The 19379-nt window shown below is 71.1% G+C and carries 11 protein-coding genes, 1 tRNA gene and 1 pseudogene; all 13 read left to right on the top strand.

Annotated elements, in window-relative coordinates; all coding sequences use genetic code 11:
- Nucleotides 1-1179 (top strand): annotated as a pseudogene (locus tag FNH08_RS50815) (serine/threonine-protein kinase); the annotation flags it as partial.
- Between the two features lie 97 nt (nucleotides 1180-1276).
- A complete protein-coding gene (locus tag FNH08_RS20720) occupies nucleotides 1277-1474 on the top strand; it encodes a hypothetical protein (protein ID WP_152772985.1) in 198 nt (65 codons plus the stop codon).
- 305 nt (nucleotides 1475-1779) lie between these two features.
- Nucleotides 1780-4614: a type I DNA topoisomerase gene (topA, locus tag FNH08_RS20715; protein WP_152772984.1), complete on the top strand. Its 2835-nt coding sequence runs from the start codon at nucleotides 1780-1782 to the stop codon at nucleotides 4612-4614.
- A 394-nt stretch (nucleotides 4615-5008) separates the two neighbouring features.
- Nucleotides 5009-8365 (top strand): dTMP kinase, encoded by a 3357-nt coding sequence (tmk, locus tag FNH08_RS20710; protein ID WP_152772983.1) that lies wholly within the window; start codon nucleotides 5009-5011, stop codon nucleotides 8363-8365.
- Nucleotides 8366-8573: 208 nt separating this feature from the next.
- The gene (locus FNH08_RS20705) at nucleotides 8574-9779 is read left to right on the top strand and encodes a DNA polymerase III subunit delta' (RefSeq protein WP_152772982.1); all 1206 of its coding nucleotides are present in this window, start codon (nucleotides 8574-8576) and stop codon (nucleotides 9777-9779) included.
- 148 nt (nucleotides 9780-9927) lie between these two features.
- A complete protein-coding gene (locus FNH08_RS20700) occupies nucleotides 9928-11610 on the top strand; it encodes an alpha/beta hydrolase (RefSeq protein WP_152772981.1) in 1683 nt (560 codons plus the stop codon).
- Nucleotides 11611-11711: 101 nt separating this feature from the next.
- Nucleotides 11712-11785: transfer RNA gene (locus FNH08_RS20695), tRNA-Thr, on the top strand.
- Between the two features lie 188 nt (nucleotides 11786-11973).
- Complete coding sequence (locus FNH08_RS20690; RefSeq protein WP_322724968.1) at nucleotides 11974-13227, top strand: hypothetical protein; 1254 nt, start codon at nucleotides 11974-11976, stop codon at nucleotides 13225-13227.
- A gap of 235 nt (nucleotides 13228-13462) precedes the next feature.
- Nucleotides 13463-13849 carry an ATP-binding cassette domain-containing protein gene (locus FNH08_RS20685; RefSeq protein ID WP_322724967.1) on the top strand — a complete coding sequence of 129 codons (387 nt, stop codon included), beginning with the start codon at nucleotides 13463-13465 and terminating at the stop codon, nucleotides 13847-13849.
- A 186-nt stretch (nucleotides 13850-14035) separates the two neighbouring features.
- Nucleotides 14036-14995: a TerC family protein gene (locus tag FNH08_RS20680; protein WP_322724965.1), complete on the top strand. Its 960-nt coding sequence runs from the start codon at nucleotides 14036-14038 to the stop codon at nucleotides 14993-14995.
- 140 nt (nucleotides 14996-15135) lie between these two features.
- A complete protein-coding gene (locus FNH08_RS20675) occupies nucleotides 15136-16521 on the top strand; it encodes a Tat pathway signal sequence domain protein (protein ID WP_152772978.1) in 1386 nt (461 codons plus the stop codon).
- A gap of 303 nt (nucleotides 16522-16824) precedes the next feature.
- Entirely contained in the window at nucleotides 16825-17718 is an 894-nt protein-coding gene (locus tag FNH08_RS20670) for a glycosyltransferase family 2 protein (RefSeq protein WP_152772986.1), read from the top strand.
- A 787-nt stretch (nucleotides 17719-18505) separates the two neighbouring features.
- Nucleotides 18506-19379, top strand: an 874-nt coding sequence (locus tag FNH08_RS20665) for an AfsR/SARP family transcriptional regulator (RefSeq protein ID WP_194238550.1), incomplete at its 3' end; no start/stop codon positions are given.

Genomic DNA, 19379 nt, shown 5'->3' with positions numbered 1-19379 from the left:
CCCACGCCCAACACCCCGCACACTCCGGCGAGCGGATCGCACACCCCGGGAGCGGCGCCGCCGTTCGGCACCCCTTCGCCGTACGAACCGTGGAACCCGTACGCGGGCAACCAGGCATCTCCCTACGGGACCCCACCCAACCCGTATGCGGGCGGCGGGACTTCTCCGCAGGCGGGCGGTCCGCACCACCCGCACCAGCCGAACCAGCCGCACCACCAGCACCAGCCGACCGTGGGCGTCGCTTCCGTGGGTGGCCCACCGCCGGGAGAGCCACGCCACAAGGTGCCCCTCGTCGGGATCGTCGCGATCGTGGTGGCCGTGCTCATGGTGCTCGGCGGCGGCACATGGGCGGCCGTCTCCCTGGCCGGTCGCGACGACCCGGGCCCGAAGCCCACGAAGTCCTCCGAGGCGCTCTCGCCGCCCTCGCGGAAGCCCACCGGCCCGGTGTACCCGTACGGCAAGCAGGCCGGCCTCACCAAGCCCCTGAAGGCGGGCGACTGCGTGAAGGCGGTCTGGTCGGCGGGAGAGAGCTTCAAGTCGGTGCCCAACCTGGGCGTCGTGGACTGCGAGGACGACTACCCCGCGGGTCAGGTGGTCGTGATCGACACGGCTACCGACTACGCGGACGCGCGGGACAATGGCGCGAAGCGGTGTGAGAAGCAGACCAGGCCGATGGCGGCCGGCCTTCCCGACGCGGGCTACTACGCCGTTGTCCCGACCAGGGAGGGGTTCACCGAGGCCGGTGGCGGTACGGCATGTCTCGTACTCGGACGGCATGTGCCCATCAGGGGTGAGGTCGGGCGCTTCCGGGACGACGGCATCGACCTGTGGGTGGCGCAGATGGGGATCGACGACTGTTTCGTCTGGATCAAGAACGAGGAGGAGGACACGGCCACGACGCCCCTGACCGACTGTGCCAAGCCGCACACCGACCAGGTGATCGGGTTCGTCGAGCCTCCCGGGAACCTGGAGTTCCAGAAGGCCCTCGACAACGCGAGCGATCTCTGCGGCAACAAGTTCGAGTCGACCTGGGCGCCGGGGCCGGAGCGCGCGGTCTACGGCTGGACCTCCGGCAAGGACGACTGGAACGAGGGTTTCACCACCATCGTCTGCACCGTGGGCAGCGCGGACGCCGACCAGAAGACGACCGGGAAGATATCCGCGCAGGGGGCGGTCTGAGCGGCCCGTCGCCTGCTGTTCACCCTGGATTCGCGTGCCCGCTTCCCGTGCGTGTCAGCCTCCCGTCGCTGGACATCCAGGACGGGAGGAACGGGACATGGAGAGCGGACCGGCGATCTTCGCGGGAGCGGTGTTCGCCCTGTTCGGGGCGGGGCTTGCGGTGTGGACCGCTACCCGGCTGAGGCAGGGCCTGCCGGTCGCCCACGGCGTGCGTCCCGCAGCGTCGGCGACGCTCGCCGGCGTCGCCGCGCTGGCCGCCCTGGCGGCCGGGGCGTGGTGCTTCCTGCAGCTCTGAGTGCCTGGCCGGAAAACACCTCCGGGTAACCGCGAAGTTACCCTCCGGATGGGGTCGGTAGAGTCGGTGCTCACTCCGGGCGGCAGGAATGGCGGTAGTCGGGTTACCGTTCGAGTGGCCGTTGCGGGCTTTTCCCGTTTGACACGGGGGCGGGATGTACCGTCACACTCCGCAGCGTCAGCATGACCCGACCCCCGGGCCGAAAGACTGGGCCTCCAGTGAGGCTCCAGTCGCGAAGGGGGTGTGACCCGCCCCCGGGACGAAGGCCTGGGGAGTCCCAGCGTCGACCGGAGAGAAGAGCGAAGTTGTCCCCGACCAGCGAGACCGCAAAGGGCGGCCGCCGACTCGTCATCGTCGAGTCGCCTGCCAAGGCGAAGACGATCAAGGGCTACCTCGGCCCCGGCTACGTCGTCGAGGCGAGCGTCGGGCACATCCGTGACCTTCCGAACGGCGCCGCGGAGGTGCCCGAGCAGTACACCGGTGAGGTGCGCCGCCTCGGTGTGGACGTCGAGCACGACTTCCAGCCCGTCTACGTGGTCAACGCGGACAAGAAGGCCCAGGTCAGGAAGCTCAAGGACCTCCTGAAGGACTCGGACGAGCTCTTCCTCGCCACCGATGAGGACCGCGAGGGCGAGGCCATCGCGTGGCACCTCCAGGAAGTCCTCAAGCCGAAGATCCCGGTCAAGCGCATGGTGTTCCACGAGATCACCAAGGACGCGATCCGCGAGGCCGTCGCCAACCCGCGCCAGCTCAACCAGAAGCTCGTCGACGCCCAGGAGACCCGCCGCATCCTCGACCGCCTCTACGGCTACGAGGTCTCGCCGGTCCTGTGGAAGAAGGTCATGCCGCGGCTGTCGGCGGGCCGTGTGCAGTCCGTGGCGACCCGGCTCGTGGTGGAGCGGGAGCGGGAGCGCATGGCGTTCCGCTCCGCCGAGTACTGGGACCTGACGGGCACCTTCGGCACCGGCCGCGCCGGTGACGCGTCCGACCCGTCCTCGTTGGTCGCGCGGCTGACCACGGTCGACGGCCGCAGGGTCGCCCAGGGACGCGACTTCGACTCTCTCGGGCAGCTCAAGAGCGCGAACACGCTCCACCTGGACGAGGCGAACGCCCGCGCTCTCGCCGCGGCCCTGGAGAGCACGCGGTTCTCCGTGCGTTCGGTCGAGTCCAAGCCGTACCGCCGCTCGCCGTACGCGCCGTTCCGTACGACGACGATGCAGCAGGAGGCAAGCCGCAAGCTCGGCTTCGGTGCGAAGGCGACCATGCAGGTCGCGCAGAAGCTGTACGAGAACGGCTACATCACGTACATGCGTACGGACTCCACGACGCTGAGCGACACCGCGGTCTCGGCCGCTCGCGCCCAGGTCACGCAGCTTTACGGCGCCGACTACCTGCCGGACCGGCCGCGTACCTACGCCGGGAAGGTCAAGAACGCGCAGGAGGCGCACGAGGCGATCCGGCCCTCGGGAGATCGTTTCCGCACTCCGGCGGAGACCGGACTGACCGGCGACCAGTTCAAGCTCTACGAGCTGATCTGGAAGCGGACGGTCGCCTCGCAGATGAAGGACGCGACCGGGAACTCCGTCACCGTCAAGATCGGCGGCACGGCGGCCGACGGGCGGGACGTCGAGTTCAGCGCGTCCGGCAAGACGATCACGTTCCACGGCTTCCTGAAGGCATACGTCGAAGGCGCCGACGACCCGAACGCCGAGCTCGACGACCGCGAGCGCCGGCTGCCGCAGGTCAGCGAGGGCGACGCCCTGAGCGCCGACGAGATCACGGTCGACGGGCACGCCACCAAGCCCCCGGCCCGCTACACCGAGGCCAGCCTGGTCAAGGAGCTCGAGGAGCGCGAGATCGGCCGCCCGTCGACGTACGCGTCGATCATCGGGACGATCCTCGACCGCGGCTATGTGTTCAAGAAGGGCACGGCCCTGGTGCCGTCCTTCCTGTCCTTCGCGGTGGTCAACCTCCTGGAGAAGCACTTCGGGCGGCTCGTCGACTACGACTTCACCGCCAAGATGGAGGACGACCTCGACCGCATCGCACGCGGTGAGGCACAGGCCGTGCCGTGGCTGAAGAGGTTCTACTTCGGCGAGACGGCATCCGGCAGCGGCAACGGCGTCGGCAGCGCCGCCGAGGCCGGGAACGGCGACGGTGACCACCTCGGCGGCCTCAAGGAGCTGGTCACCGACCTGGGCGCGATCGACGCGCGCGAGGTGTCGTCCTTCCCGGTCGGCAGCGGGATCGTTCTCCGGGTCGGCCGCTACGGCCCGTACATCGAGCGCGGCGAGAAGGACTCCGAGAACCACCAGCGCGCGGACATCCCGGACGACCTCGCCCCGGACGAGCTGAGCGTCGAGCTCGCCGAGGAACTGCTCGCCAAGCCGAGCGGTGACTTCGAGCTGGGCGCCGACCCGTCGACCGGCCACACGATCATCGCCAAGGACGGCCGCTACGGCCCCTACGTCACCGAGGTGCTCCCCGAGGGCACCCCGAAGACGGGCAAGAACGCGGTCAAGCCGCGTACGGCCTCGCTGTTCAAGTCGATGTCGCTGGACACGGTGACCCTGGAGGACGCGCTCAGGCTGATGTCGCTGCCGCGCGTCGTCGGCGCCGATGCCGAGGGCCAGGAGATCACCGCGCAGAACGGGCGCTACGGGCCGTACCTGAAGAAGGGCACGGACTCGCGTTCGCTGCAGGCCGAGGACCAGCTCTTCACGATCACCCTCGAAGAGGCGCTGGAGATCTACTCCCAGCCCAAGCAGCGTGGCCGGGCCGCGGCCAAGCCGCCGCTGAAGGAGCTGGGCGCGGACCCGGTCAGCGGCAAGCCGGTCGTCGTCAAGGACGGGCGCTTCGGTCCCTACGTCACCGACGGCGAGACCAACGCGACCCTGCGGTCGGGCGACAGCGTCGAGGAGATCACGCCGGAGCGCGGGTTCGAGCTGCTCGCCGAGAAGCGGGCGAAGGGCCCCGCCAAGAAGACGGCGAAGAAGGCGGCGGCGAAGAAGACGACCGCCAAGAAGGCCGCCCCGGCCAAGAAGGCGGCCGCCAAGAAGACGACGACATCGAAGACCGCGGCGAAGAAGGCTCCCGCCAAGAAGGCGACGGCGAAGAAGACGGCGGCTTCGGAGGGCTGAGCGCGGTCGGAGGGCTGACAGCGTCCGAGCTTTGAGCTTTGAGAACGCCCGAGCTCTGAACTTTGAGAACGCCCGAGCTTCGAAAACGGGGCTCGGGCTCAGGCTCGGCTCCGCGTTTCTCGGAGTTTCATGGAGCTCCCGGGATTTCCCGGAGGGTGAGTCGGGGCTCGGGAACCGGCTCTCAGGTTTGCGTTGGCGTGGTGTGGCGGCGAGGACGGAACCGGGCGGCGTCCTGCCGTACTCCAGCCCTACCAACGGGGCGGAGGCGTCAACTCCGGGACCACGGGCAGTCCTTGACCGTGGGGTGAGGCGCTCGTCCGGTGGCCGGAGAGTTTGCGTCCGCATGTGTTGGGCGGCTCTTCGGAGTGTCAGTGGCTCCCGATAGGCTGAACGCATGACGCGAGGCGAGCAGCCAACGGCCCACACCCCGGCCCCCGACGACGCCCTGGTCGCGGACTCCCGCGAGCGCGCCGTCCGCGCCCTGCTGCGCCAGCCGCAGCTCAAACGCTTGTGGAGCGCGCAGCTCGTGGGCGGGGTGGGCGATGCCCTTGCCCTGCTGGTCCTGGTGCTGCTGGCATTCCAGGCGGCGATCGACCAGGGCTCGTTCGGCGGTGGTTACCGCGGGGTCGCCCTCGCCGTGGCCGCTGTCTTCGGGACGCGCGTTCTGGCCACGTTGCTCTTCGGGGCGGTCCTTCTCGGACCGCTCAGCTCGCTCACGTCCCAGGAGGGCCCGCTCGACCGCCGCTGGACCATGGTCGGCGCGGACGGACTGCGTGCCGCGCTGCTGATCGTGGCCCCCCTGTGGATCGACTGGACTCCTCAGAACGCGCTCGCGGTCCTGCTGGTGACCGCTTTCGTGACCGGCGTCGCCGAGCGCTTCTGGGCGGTGTGCCGCGAGAGCGCGGCGCCCGCGCTGCTCCCCGCGCCCCCGCTGGAGGGCGCGACCGTGCGCCCGCTGCCGGACCACATGGACGCGCTGCGGCGCCTCTCCCTGCGGACGGGATTCGTGGCGGTGCCGCTCGCCGCGGCCGGCCTCGTCGTGGTCGCGCTGTTCAACAACCTGCTGGGTGCCGGGATCGACTGGTTCGGCCAGCACCAGGCCGCACTCGCCTCGTACGTGGCGGCCGGACTGTTCGCCGCCTCTCTCTCGGTCCTGGTCTTCCTCGAACTGCCCGACACACGCACCCCGCGCGCGCGGTCGCCGCTCGAGGGCCTGCGCCGCCCCAAGACGGGCACGGGCGCCGACCAGGGCCGTACCGGTGCGATCACGATCCTGGTGCTGGCCTGCGCGGCCGTCGCGAGCGCCGTCTCCGCCGCGGTCGCCGTCGCCGTGCTGCACGCCAAGGACCTGGGCGGCGGCCCGGCCACCTACGGGCTGCTGGTCGTCGCGCTGACCGGTGGGGTCGTCGCGGGCATCCGCAAGGCGCCGTCGGTGCTGCCCGCGCTGTCACGGCGCCGGCTGCTCGCCCTGGCGATCGCCTTCACCGGCGTGGCGCTGCTCGCCGCCGGGCTCGTACCGGACCTCACCAGTGTGATCCTGATCCTCGCCCTCGCGGGTGTGGGCGCGGGCATCGCCGCGAACACCGGGCACACGCTGCTGGACCAGGAGGCCGAGGACTTCCGCCGGACGCGTACGACCGAGCACCTGCACGCGGTCGTACGGGTCTTCGTGGCGCTCGGTGCCGTGATCGCCCCCGTGCTGGCGGCGCTGATCGGGCCGCACCGCCTGGAGAACGGCAAGTTCGTGTTCGCGCACGGGGGCGCCGCCTTCACGCTGATGCTGGTGGGCGCGCTGCTGCTGCCGGTGGCCGCGCTGGTGCTCGCCAAGGTGGACGACCGTTCCGGGGTTCCGCTGCGGCACGACCTGCTGGACGCGCTGCGGGGCGGGGACGACCCTGAGGTGGCCCCGGCCGCCTCGGGCTTCTTCATCGCCCTGGAGGGCGGCGACGGGGCCGGGAAGTCGACCCAGGCCGAGGCGCTCGCGGAGTGGATCCGCGGCAAGGGCCACGAGGTCGTGCTGACGCGCGAGCCGGGCGCCACGCCGGTGGGCAAGCGGCTGCGGTCGATCCTCCTGGACGTGTCGTCGGCGGGGCTGTCGCACCGGGCGGAGGCGCTGCTGTACGCCGCCGACCGCGCCGAGCACGTGGACACCGTCGTACGGCCCGCCCTGGAGCGGGGCGCCGTCGTCATCTCGGACCGGTACATCGACTCGTCGGTGGCCTACCAGGGAGCCGGCCGGGACCTTTCGCCCACCGAGATCGGGCGGATCTCGCGCTGGGCGACGAACGGACTGGTGCCGCATCTGACCGTGCTGCTGGACGTCTCGCCCGAGACCGCCCGCGAGCGCTTCACCGAGGCACCGGACCGGCTGGAGTCCGAGCCGGCCGAGTTCCACGCGCGCGTGCGGTCCGGTTTCCTGACGCTGGCCTCGGCCGACCCGGGGCGCTACCTCGTCGTGGACGCGGGCCAGGAGCCCGAGTCGGTCACCACCGTCATCCGGCACCGCCTCGACGTGATGCTGCCGCTCTCCGAGGCCGAGGTGAAGGCCCAGGAGGAGGCCCGCCGCAAGGCCGAGGAGGAGGCGCGGCGCAAGGCCGAGGAAGAGGCCGCGCGCAAGGCCGAGGAGGAGCGCCTGGAGCGTGAGCGCCAGGAGGAGCTCGAGCGGCTGCGTGCCGAGGAGGAGGAGCGCAAGCGGCGCGAGCTGGAGGAGGCCCAGCGCCGCGAGGCCGAGCGGCAGGCGGAGGAGGCCCGGCAGCGGGCCGAGGAAGCGCGCCGCAGGGCCGAGGAGGAGCGCGTCCGGCTCCTCGCGGAGGAGAAGGCGCGGGCCGAGGAGGAAGCGCGCCGCAAGGCCGAGGAGGACCGTCGCCGCAGGCAGGCCGAGGAGGAGGCCCGGCTGCGTGCCGAGGCCGACGCGCGCCGCCTGGAGAAGCAGCGGAAGGCCGAGGAGGCACTGCTGCGGGCCGAGGATGCGCGCCGGTTGGCGGCCGAGGCCGCGGCCGCCGCTTCGGCCGGGGCGGCGTCCAGGACGTCCGGTGGCTCTAGGGCGCCCGCCTCGTCCTCGTCTCCGGCATCCCCGTCGTCCGCGTCATCGGCGTCATCCGCGTCGTCCTCGTCGGACAACGATGTGACTGTCCCCACGCCGGTCGTGACGCCGGCGGAGGCGTCGGGCGGGCCCGTGGACGAGACGGCCGTGCTGCCGCCGGTCCGGCCCGACGGACCCGGCGGACCCGACTCGGAGACGACCGCGCAGCTCCCGCAGCCGCAGGTGCCTCCGGGGGCCGGGGACGAGACCACGGTGCTGCGCAAGCCGGTGCCGGAAGGCGCGGCCGACGAGACGGCGGTGCTCCCGCCCGTGCCGTCGGGTGCCGCCGACGAGACGGCCGTGCTTCCTCCCGTACGGGAGGAGGGCGACGCTCCGGCGAATGGTGCGCGTCGCTCGGGCTCGGCCGGGGGCTCGGATGACACGGCGGACCGGGTGCCGCCCGGCTACTTCCGGGACGAGCGGTCGGCGCCCGGCGGCCCCGAGGACCGTACGCGCGAGCTGCCCCAGGTGGACGCCGAGGGCACCCCGCGCAGTCGCCCCCGCTCCGACTGGGCGGAGGAGACCCCGCTGGACGACCTGCCGACCCTGGCGGACGAACTGCTGGGACCGCGCGACGACCACGAGGACGACAACAGCCGGGACGACGACGGAGGCGGCGGCCGGGGCCGTGGCCGCGGGGGCAGGGGCCGGAGCGGCCGGCGGCGCTGACCCATCCGGTCCGGCGCTGGTCATCGGCGGTGCTGACCGTCGATCCGGCGGCGACCATCGATCCAGCGGCGACCAGCAGTCCGGCGCTGACCGCCGGTCCGGCGGCGACCAGCAGTCCGGTGCTGACCGCCGGTCCGCCCCCGGCTGTCAGTGGCCTCGCGCACAATGGGTGCGACGCAGCAGAGTGTGACGGAAGGGGCGGTGCCGCATGCCCGTGTGGGACGACCTGGTGGGTCAGGAGCGGCTGAGCGCACAGCTCGAAGCCGCTGCCCGGGATGCCGACGCGATCGTCACCGCGGCCGCCGCGGACACCCCGCTGCCCGAGGCGTCGAAGATGACCCACGCCTGGCTGTTCACGGGTCCGCCCGGCGCCGGACACACCACGGCCGCCCGGGCCTTCGCGGCGGCTCTCCAGTGCGTCAGCCCGGACCGCGCACTGGGCGGGACCCCCGGCTGCGGCTTCTGCGACGGCTGCCACACGGCCCTGGTGGGCACCCACGCGGACGTCAGCACGGTCGCCGCCGTCGGCTCGCAGATCCTCGTAGAGGACATGCGGGACACGGTCCGCAAGTCGTTCACGGCACCGGCGAACGGCCGCTGGCAGATCATCCTCGTCGAGGACGCCGAGCGGCTGAACGAGAAGTCGGCCAACGCCGTCCTCAAGGCCGTCGAGGAGCCCGCCCCCCGCACGGTCTGGCTGCTGTGCGCACCCTCGCTCGAGGACGTCCTGCCGACCATCCGCTCCCGTTGCCGCCATGTGAGTCTGCTCACACCTTCGGTGGGCGCGGTCGCCGACATGCTCGTACGGCGTGAGGGCATCGAGCCCGACATGGCCGCCGCCGCGGCCCGCGCCACCCAGGGGCACATCGACCGCGCCCGCCGTCTGGCCACCGACCCCCGCGCGCGGGAGCGGCGGGCCGCCGTGCTCAAGGTGCCCTTGCGCGTCGAGGACATCGGCGGCTGCCTCAAGGCGGCGCAGGAGCTGGTCGACGCGGCCACGGAGGCGTCCAAGCAGCTCGCCGAGGAGCTCGACGTCAAGGAGACCGAGGAACTGAAGGCGGCGCTGGGCGCGGCCCAGGGCGGCCGGATGCCGCGCGGTACTGCCGGCGTCATGAAGGACCTGGAGGACAAGCAGAAGCGCCGGCGGACACGCGCGACGCGCGACAGTCTGGACCTGGCCCTGACCGACCTCACCGGCTTCTACCGCGACGTCCTCGCCCTCCAGCTCGGCTCCCGCGTAGCCCTCGCCAACACCGAGGTCCACGACACCCTGGAGCGCCTCGCCCGCGGCACCACACCCGAGTCCACACTTCGCCGCATCGACGCGATCGCCGCGTGCCGCGACGCCCTCGACCGGAACGTGGCCCCCTTGCTGGCGGTGGAGGCGATGACGGTGGCGCTGCGCGCGGGATGAGGTTCAGCACGAAGGCCCGTCGGAATGGGCCAGATGGCCCCGCCCGAATGGGGCCATATGGCGGACCAGCGCGCCGACGCCGTCACCCGTACGAGCCGCTCCACTTGCGAATGGTGACGAGACGATCGCGCAGAGTTACGATCGCGCCATGCACATCAGGAGCTGCCCCGGGTTGCCCTCCAGCGGCACGACCACCCACGGTCGTCCCGACCGCGGGAACCGACCTCTGCGCACGACCACCGGCTTCCTCCTCGCCTCCGCGCTGCTCGTGTCGGCCTGCTCCCTGAGCGGTTCGACATCGGCGGCGTCGACGACGGGGGCCACGGCTACGGGAGCCACGGCTAAGGGGGCCACGGCGAAGCCGGGAGTGCCGGTGCTCAACGCGCTGACCGGTGCGACGCCGTCGGCGCTGACCCCGTACTACGGGCAGAAGCTGACCTGGCGCAACTGCGACGACCCGGGCTTCGAGTGCGCCACGATGAAGGCGCCACTCGACTACGCCAAGCCGGCCGCGGGCGACATCAGGCTGGCGGTCAGCCGCAAGAAGGCCACGGGCCCCGGCAAGCGCCTCGGCTCGCTGCTGGTCAACCCGGGCGGCCCGGGTGGCTCCGCCGTCCGCTACCTGCAGTCGTACGCGGGCATCACCTACCCGGCGACGGTCCGCGCCCGCTACGACATGGTGGCCCTCGACCCGCGCGGCGTCGCCGGCAGCGAGCCGGTCGAGTGCCTCACCGGCCGCCGGATGGACGCGTACACGCAGACGGACTTCACTCCCGACGACCGGCGGGAGACCGCACAACTCGTCGACGCCTTCAAGAGGTTCGCGAACGGCTGTGCCGAACAGTCCCCCCGGCTTCTGCGCCACGTCTCGACGGTGGAGGCCGCCCGGGACATGGACATCCTGCGCACGGCGCTGGGCGACAAGCGGCTGACGTACGTCGGGGCGTCGTACGGGACGTTCCTCGGAGCGACGTACGCGGGACTGTTCCCCGAGCGCGTCGGCCGGCTGGTCCTGGACGGCGGGATGGACCCGTCCCTGTCCGCCCGCAAGCTGAACGAGGGCCAGACGGCGGGATTCGAGACGGCGTTCCGGTCGTTCGCGAAGGACTGCGTACGGCAACTGGACTGCCCGCTGGGCGACACCGACGCGAGCCCGGCCCAACTGGGCCGGAACCTGGCGGCCTTCTTCGCCCGGCTCGACGCGAAACCCATCCCGGCCGGCGACTCGGGCGGCCGCCCGCTCGGCGAGTCGCTGGCCACCACGGGGGTGGTCGCTGCGATGTACAACGAGCAGACGTGGCCCCGGCTGCGCCAGGCCCTCACCCGGGCGATCGACCACAGGGACGGCTCCGGCCTGCTCGCTCTCTCCGACGGTTACTACGAGCGGGGCGCGGACGGCGAGTACGCGAACCTGATCTCGGCCAACTCCGCCGTGAACTGCCTGGACTTCCCGTCGGCGTTCTCGACCCCCGAGCAGGCGCGGCGGGCACTTCCCGCCTTCGAGAAGGCATCCCCGGTCTTCGGCCGGTTCCTGACCTGGGCATCCCTGGGCTGCGCGTACTGGCCGGTGAAGCCCACCGGCACCCCGCACCGCATCGAGGCGAAGGGAGCGGCCCCGATCGTCGTCGTCGGCACCACCCGCGACCCGGCGACCCCGTACCACTGGGCCCAGGCCCTCGCCTCCCAGCTGTCCTCGGGACGACTCCTCACCTACGACGGCGACGGTCACACGGCGTACGGCCGCGGCAGCGAGTGCATCGACTCCGCGATCAACACCTACCTCCTCGACGGCACCCCTCCCACCCACGGAAAGCGCTGCTCACAGCCCTGATCGCACGGGTCTTCCGGGGTGCTTGGGGGGCCGGTACGGAGCACCCCGGAAACTGTGTAGACTTACCGACGTTGCTGATCGCACCATAGTGCGGACAGCGCGCCGCCTTAGCTCAGATGGCCAGAGCAACGCACTCGTAATGCGTAGGTCTCGGGTTCGAATCCCGAAGGCGGCTCTTTCTAGGCCCAGGTCAGATACTCGTTGACCTGGGCCTATTCCGTTCCGTGAACGGGTTTCGCTGCGTCTGACCGGCCCGAAGGCCGCCGCTCGGGGGAGTCGGCGGACGACTGGTGGACAAGCATGCAGCGGGCGTGCAGAGCAAATCGGGCACGCCGAGTCGGCGACTGGTGAAGAATCTGCCGGGTGGACAACGAGATTCAGCTGATCAGCGACGGTGACGGACTGACGGTCATCGGGAGTGAGACGGATGTCGACCGTTTCCTCGTCTCGGAGGGGCTGTCGTCGAAGGACGTCGGATCGCGACGGCTCAAGTCCGTCGCCGGTGCCGGGGCTGTGGTGGCGCAGGCAGGTTCGGACATTGCCGCCGAGTCCGCTTGCTGGGTGAAGCTGACCCGGGAGTCGGCACAGGTCGTCAAGAAGTACGGGTTGAGGGAAAGCTCGAAGACAGGTCTCAGCACCGGTGTGGTGAAGGGGCCCAAGGGCCAGATCAGGGGTTTCGTCGAATTCGCGAGCGGGCCTCGATCGCTTCTGGGTAACCCGGCGGTTCTCGCTCGTGCTGCGGGGATCATGGCGCAGCTCGCGATGCAGCAGACCATGGACGAGATCACTGACTATCTCGCCGCGATCGACGAGAAGGTTGACGAAGTGCTCCGCGCTCAGGAGGACGCCGCGTTGTCGGACATGATCGGAGCTGAGCTCGTGATCGAGGAGGCCATGACCATCCGGGAGCAGGTGGGCCGGGTTTCCGAGATCACGTGGTCGAAGGTGCAGGCCACGCCGGGGACGATTGCGACGACCCAGGTGTACGCGTTGCGTCAACTCGACGCACTCGTGGAGAAGATGGAGCGCAAGACCAAGATCGGTGATCTCGCCGAGGCGGCCAAGGAAGTCGAGTCCAAGGCTCAGGAGTGGCTCGCTGTTCTGGCTCGTTGTTTCCATCTGCAGGACGCGATCGCCGTGCTCGAACTCGACCGGGTGCTGGACGCGGCTCCGGAGGAGCTGGACCGGCACCGCCTAGGGATTCGGATTGCCCGGCGGAACCGGTTGGATCTCATCTCGCGGAGCACCGAGCGTCTGGTGGCCCGTATGAATGCGACCGCCGGCGCGGCCAACGCGAAGGTGCTGCTGCACCCGACCAAGTCCCCGGCTGTGGTCCAGTCGAGCAACCATGTCGTGACCGGTGTCCATGACTTCCATGGGCGGCTCGGGATCGAGTCCGGCCGACGGCCGTCGGAGACGAGACGATGGGCGGTCGCGGCGGCGGAGGTGAGGGACAAGGCGCTTGAGACAGGAGCGAAGGGCGTCGGTGCCGCCAGAAGCCTTGGCAACGAGACCCTGGACCGGGCCAGCTCGGTAAAGGGCAAGCTCTCCAGCGGGGTCGCCGAGCGAGTGCGCCGTCTGCGCGAGGACGAGGGGGAACGCGCCGAGGAAGGCTGAGTGAGCGCCGAACGTCAGCCACGTGCGCAGCCCGGCTACCTTGTGCTTCAGGCCGACCACGACAGTGCTGTGAACTGCTCCCTCCGCCTTCAAGTACGGTGCGGACGAGCAGCCCGCATGCCGGAGCCCCGGTCAGATTGCAGCTGACCGGGGCTCCGCTCTTTCGTTCACTCAGGCAAAGCGTTCCTCGGTCGACTCCTTGCTCTTCCGAAGAGGGACCATCCTCGGGCGGGTAGTGGCGGTCTCGGTGTCCTTGACCACCGTGAGGGCCACCGTGCCCGAGGCACGAGTTGCACGACCTTCTCGGCGGTGTCGCGGGCGCTCCGGAGGGCAGCAGCAGATGCTCGCGATCGGCCGCGCCCTGATGGCCGGGCCGCGCGTCCTCCTCCTCGACGAACCCTCGATGGGCCTGTCGCCCAAACTCGTCGGCTTCATCCTCGACACCCTGCGGCGGCTGAGGGAGGAGGGCCTGAGCCTGCTCCTGGTCGAGCAGAACGCCAAGCTCACCTTCGGCGCGACCAGCCACTGCCTCGTCATGGAGAACGGCAGCGTCGCCATGACGGGAACCTCCGAGGAACTCAGCCGGGACACCCGGGTCCGCCGGATCTATCTGGGCCTGTGAACGGGCACGCGACGACCGCCCGGGGCTCCTGACCGACCTCGACCGCGTCGGCGCCGAGCCCGTACCGGCACGCAGGGCAGCGCTCGCCGCCGTGCAGCCGCTCCGCATGCTCCCGGGGGCGCGATGCCGGACACTCCTGTATAAGGGCCGGCGCATCGCGCGCGGGCCATGGTGAAGGTGTTCGGCGTGCTCGAGGTCCCGCTCTGGCTGTGGGGGGCGTTCGCCGCGACGGTGGTCGTGTCGCTGGCGGTGGACCTGCTGTCCCACCGCACCGCGCACGTCATCCGCTTCAAGGAGGCAGCCGCCTGGAGCGGCCTGTGGGTGAGCCTCGCCCTGATCTTCGGCGCGGTCGTCTTCCTCGTCCTCGGCACCACCGCCGGCACCGAGTACACGACGGCCTGGCTGCTGGAGAAGAGCCTGTCGGTGGACAACCTCTTCGTCTTCGCCGTGATCTTCGCGTACTTCAAGGTGCCGCGCGCCTACCAGCACCGCGTGCTGTTCTTCGGCGTCATCGGCGCGCTCGTCTTCCGCGGGATCTTCCTCTCCCTCGGCGTGGCCGTCGTCAGCCGCTTCACCGCGGTGCTGTTCGCCTTCGCGGCGGTCCTCTTCTACAGCACCTACAAACTCCTCAAGGACGAGCAGGAGAGCTTCGACCCGGGCAAGAGCTTCGCCGTGCGGATGCTCCGCAAGATCATCCCGGTGCGGGACGAGTATGCCGGGGCGAAGTTCTTCGTCAAGGAAGCCGGCAAACGGATGGCGACCCCGCTGCTCGCGGTGGTCGCCGCGATCGAGGCCGCCGACCTGATCTTCGCCGTCGACAGTGTCCCGGCCGTCCTCGCGGTCAGCGATGACGCCTTCATCGTCTACACCAGCAACGCGTTCGCCATCCTTGGCCTGAGGGCCCTCTACTTCATGCTCGCCGGTCTCCTGGACCGCTTCCACTACCTGAACAAGGGGCTGGCGATCATCCTCGCCTTCATCGGCGTCAAGCTCATCCTCCAGGCATCCCACAAGATGATCAGCCCCAGCATCCCGGAAATCCCCTCACTGATCAGTCTCGCGGTCATCGTCATCGTCCTGGCGGGTTCCGTGGTGCTCAGCATCAAAAGGCCCGCCCCTACACGCGCTCCGGAACGGACCGAATGAGGCGTGAGCCCGAAGCGTACGAGTTCAAGGACGTTGACCCGCCCCAGGCGCACCAGCAGAATGAGCGCGCGCGGCGCTGAGAGCGCTCTCATGGCGCAGCTCAGGCACGTGCCCGACACCCCCATCGACAAGGGAGCCCCATGTCCGGCAGACAAGGTCTGGCGCTCAGCCGCCGTACGCTCATCAGGGCCGGACTCGGTGCCGGGCTCGGTGCCGGTGCCGCCGCGCTCACCGTGGGCGGGGCCGGGGTGGCGCACGCCGCCGGCGACTCCGCCCGGCGCAGGGGGTACGCCTTTCTCGCCGCGGCCATGGACGCGTACCCGGAGAACGCCGGCGCCCGGCTGGCCCAGAGCTACACCGACCAGGCGGGGCTGTTCAGCACCGCCTTCACCTACGACAACGCCCTCGCCGTACTGGCTCTCCTCGCGGCGCGGACCGCGGACGCGCGGGGCAGGGCCACGGTGCTCGGGGACGCCCTGCTGTACGCCCAGGACCACGACCCCGCGTACGGGGACGGGCGGTTGCGGCAGGCGTACAACGTGGGGCCCTACGTCTTCTTCGACGGCTCACGGCAGCCGGACGGCTTCGTACGGCCCGACGGGACCGCCAACGTCGGTACGCAGTTCGGGTTCACGGGCACGGCGGTCGGCGACATGGCCTGGGCGGGGATCGCGTTGAGCGCGCTCGCCGGGCGCACCGGGCAGCGGCGGTTCCTCGACGGAGCGGTGCGGATCGGCGAGTGGATCGAGCGGAACGGCCGTACCGACGAACCCCTGGGCGGTTACAAGTTCGGCGTCAACGGGGCCGACGAGAAGCTCCCGTTCACCTCCACCGAGCACAACACCGATCTGATCTGCCTCTTCGGGCGACTCGCCCGGCTCACCCGGGAGCGGGTCTGGCTGGAGCGGCGCGCACGGGCACGGGCCTTCGTCGAGAAGATGTGGGAGCCGGACGGGGGCTTCTTCTACACCGGCACCAACGACGGCGTGACGGTCAACAAGTCCCCGATTCCCGAGGACACCCAGACCTGGACCCATCTGGCCCTGGACTCCCGCGCCCACTCCCGTTCGCTGGACTGGGCCGCCGCCGAGCTGGCAGTCGTGGACCACGCCGGCCGGCGCAACAGCACGGTGCCCGAGGGGCAGACGTACGAAGGGGTCACCTTCAGTTCCGCGAGTCTCGTCGCGAACGAGGACGCGCCCATCGCGGAGTTCCAGCCCAGGCCCGACCGCAACGGTGTGTGGTTCGAGGGGACCGCCCATCTCGCCCTGGCCCTGCGGGACCGGCGCGGGCGTGGCGACGAGGCGCGTGCCCGGCGGCTGATCGCGTCCGTCGAGCGGGCGCAGGACCTGCTGGGCGGCGGGCAGACCGTCGGGGGAGGGGCGCTTCCTGAGCGGTCGGGGGTCGTCTCGGCGAGCAGCCCGCTCGACACCGGCTTCGGGTTCGGCTACTACCCGTACCGGCACACGGGGGCGACGGCCTGGTACCTGCTGGCGGCGGCGCGGTCCAACCCGTTGCGGGCCTGAGGGCTCGTCTCCGCTGCGGGCCTGGGGCCCCGTCTCCGTTGCGTGCCTGAGGCCCCGTCCGCAGTCATTCTTACCGAACGCTTTACGGAACAAAGCGAACCAGCGAACGCGAATCGCCCTCTTCGTTAACATCGGGTATCCCTCACGGCTGGCATCGTGGGTGCGTCGTGCCGATGACGGCCGGACGGTGACGGAACGAACAGTGACGGAACGAACGGCGCCGTCCTCGCCGCCGTACTGGACGGTGGCGCCCGGCGGTGAGTGGCAGCCGGGGCAGGGAAAGTCGAACGAGACGAGGTGCAGCTGGTGGAGCCCCGGATTGCCGTCGCCGTCGTGACCATGGGGAACCGGCCCGCCGAGGTCGACGCACTGCTCATGTCCGTGGCCAAACAGGATCACGCCCCCGAGCGGATCGTGATCGTCGGCAACGGATGTCCGCTGCCCGACTTCGCCGAGCGCCTCGGCCTGCCGGGCGAGGTCACCCTCATCGAGACGGAGGAGAACCTCGGCTGCCCGGGCGGCCGCAACGTCGCCCTGGGGCGGCTGCGCGAGTTCGGGGACGTCGACGTCGTCGTGGAGCTGGACGACGACGGTCTGCTCGTCGACGCGGACGTCCTGCGGCGCGTCAGGGATCTGTACGACGCCGATCCGCGGCTCGGCATCGTGGGGTTCCGGATCGCAGACGAGACCGGCGAGACCCAGCGCCGGCACGTCCCGAGGATCGGGGCGAAGGACCCGATGCGCGGCGGCCCCGTGACCGGGTTCCTCGGCGGTGGGCACGCCCTCTCCATGGCCATGCTCGCCGAGGTCGGGGACTGGCCGGCCGAGTTCTTCTTCGCGCACGAGGAGACCGACCTGGCCTGGCGGGCCGTCGACGCCGGGTGGACCGTGCTGTACGCCCCCGAACTGCTGCTCCAGCACCCGAAGACCTCGCCCGCCCGGCACGCCATCTACTACCGCGTGAACGCCCGCAACCGTGTCTGGCTCACCCGCCGCCGGCTGCCGCTCCCCCTCGTCCCCGTCCATCTCGGCGTGTGGGTGGTGCTCACGCTCCTGCGCGTCCGGTCGCGGGGCGGCCTGCGGGCGTGGTTCGGCGGCTTCGCGGAGGGCTGGCGCGAGTCCGGCGGCGAACGGCGGCCCATGCGGTGGCGCACGGTGTGGCGTCTCACACGGCTGGGGCGGCCGCCGGTCATCTAGCGCGAATTCTCAGCTCTCCGGCGTTTGAGGAGCCGAGGTCCGGGGGCCGGTCCCCGACCGGCCCTCAGCCCCGCGTTTCGACCCGCCGGTCACCGCCGTACGCCCCGCCCTGAAACACGTGCGAGGGCCCCGCCCTGAAACACGTGCGAGGGCCCCGGTCGCTCACCGTTCCTCGGGGCTGAGCAGGAGTGAGCCCGACTCAGCCGCACGCCCCGAACGGTCTTGGGCGCTCCCCCACTGCCTTAAGGGCGTGGGAGGTACCCCCAGGTCCCCGGCGTACTCAACCCCGGGGTGGCGACACGCATCCTGTGCGTGGTCCGGGCCCGGGAGGCCGGTTCCCTGTGCGACCTGGCCAGGTGGGTACGGCCAGTGGCGACGGGGAGGCCCCGAACCATCTCTCTGGTGGAGCGGGGGCCCCGCACGCTGGCGCCGTATCCGGTGTCCCAGATCGCACGACGACGGTAACCCGGATGGCCCAGGGCACCGCAAGCCGGACAGTCGATCATCACCCAATCGAGCTAAACCGACCTTGTGTGCACTCCTCGACGAACAGTTGCCAACCCCCAGCGACCGGGGCCCCGCATGATTCCGGATCCGGCCGCGGCGGCGACACTCCCCCGAGTTGCGCGTCATACGCGCGCCGCGTCGGGGCCAGAACCGATGCAGTGATCACATCAGGCGGCGCCAACGGATCGCTAACATATGGCCAACGGGGCGGCGTGAAGTCGCCGTAGGACATGGTGGGCACGGCGCGACGATGCCGCGCGGGAAGGCAACGGGCGGTGCTATGCGGGACGGGCCGCGGTTCGGACCGCCAGTCGGGTCACTCGGACCACTTGCCGGGCCACGAGGCGGGCCACAGGGCGGGCTACGAGGTGGGCCACGGTTCGGGCTGCTGGGGCCGCCGGTCCTGTACGACGCCGACGGGGACGCACGGCCCGTCGGCAGCGGCAAGATGCGTGCCCTCTTCGTGGCCCTGCTGCTGGAGCCCGGCCGGGTCGTGTCGGTCGAGTCGCTCAAGGACGCGCTGTGGGGCGGGGCGCCGCCACCCTCGGCGCAGGCATCCCTTCAGAACCATGTGACCCGGCTGCGACGACTGCTGGACGACCCGGAGCGGCTGCGGGCCGTATCCCCGGGGTACCTGCTGCGGGTCGGCGAGGGCGAGCTGGACGTCCGTGTCTTCGAGGAGCACGTGGCGGCCGCGCGCTCCGCGCACGCCGACCGGGACTGGGGACGCACGCTGCGCGAGAGCGTGGCCGCGCTCGCCCTGTGGCGGGGCACCCCGCTCGGCGGACTGCCCGAGGACTTCGGCGGTCAAGCCCTCGTCCAGCGGCTCCAGGAGGCGCGTCTGCTGGTCCTGGAGTGGCGGTACGAGGCGGAACTGGGCCTCGCGGGGGACGCCGTCGGGGGAGTGCGAGCCGAGGGAGCGGGGGCCGTGGGCGGCACGGGGCACGCCCGGCTGGCCGCGCTCGCCCCGGAGCTGGCCGCGCTCGTCGCCGAGCATCCGCTGCGGGAGGCGTTCCACCGGCTGCTCATGCTCGTGCTGCACCGCACCGGCCGCCAGGCCGAGGCCCTGGCCGTCCACCGCGACCTGCGCGTGCGTCTGATCGAGGAACTCGGCGTCGAACCGGGCCCGGCGGTGCGCGACGCCCATCTGGAGG

The organism is Streptomyces spongiae, from assembly GCF_009377185.1.
GTDB lineage: Bacteria > Actinomycetota > Actinomycetes > Streptomycetales > Streptomycetaceae > Streptomyces > Streptomyces spongiae.
The sequence above is the reverse complement of the archived record's forward strand: the minus strand, read 5'-3'. Positions and strand labels throughout refer to the sequence as shown.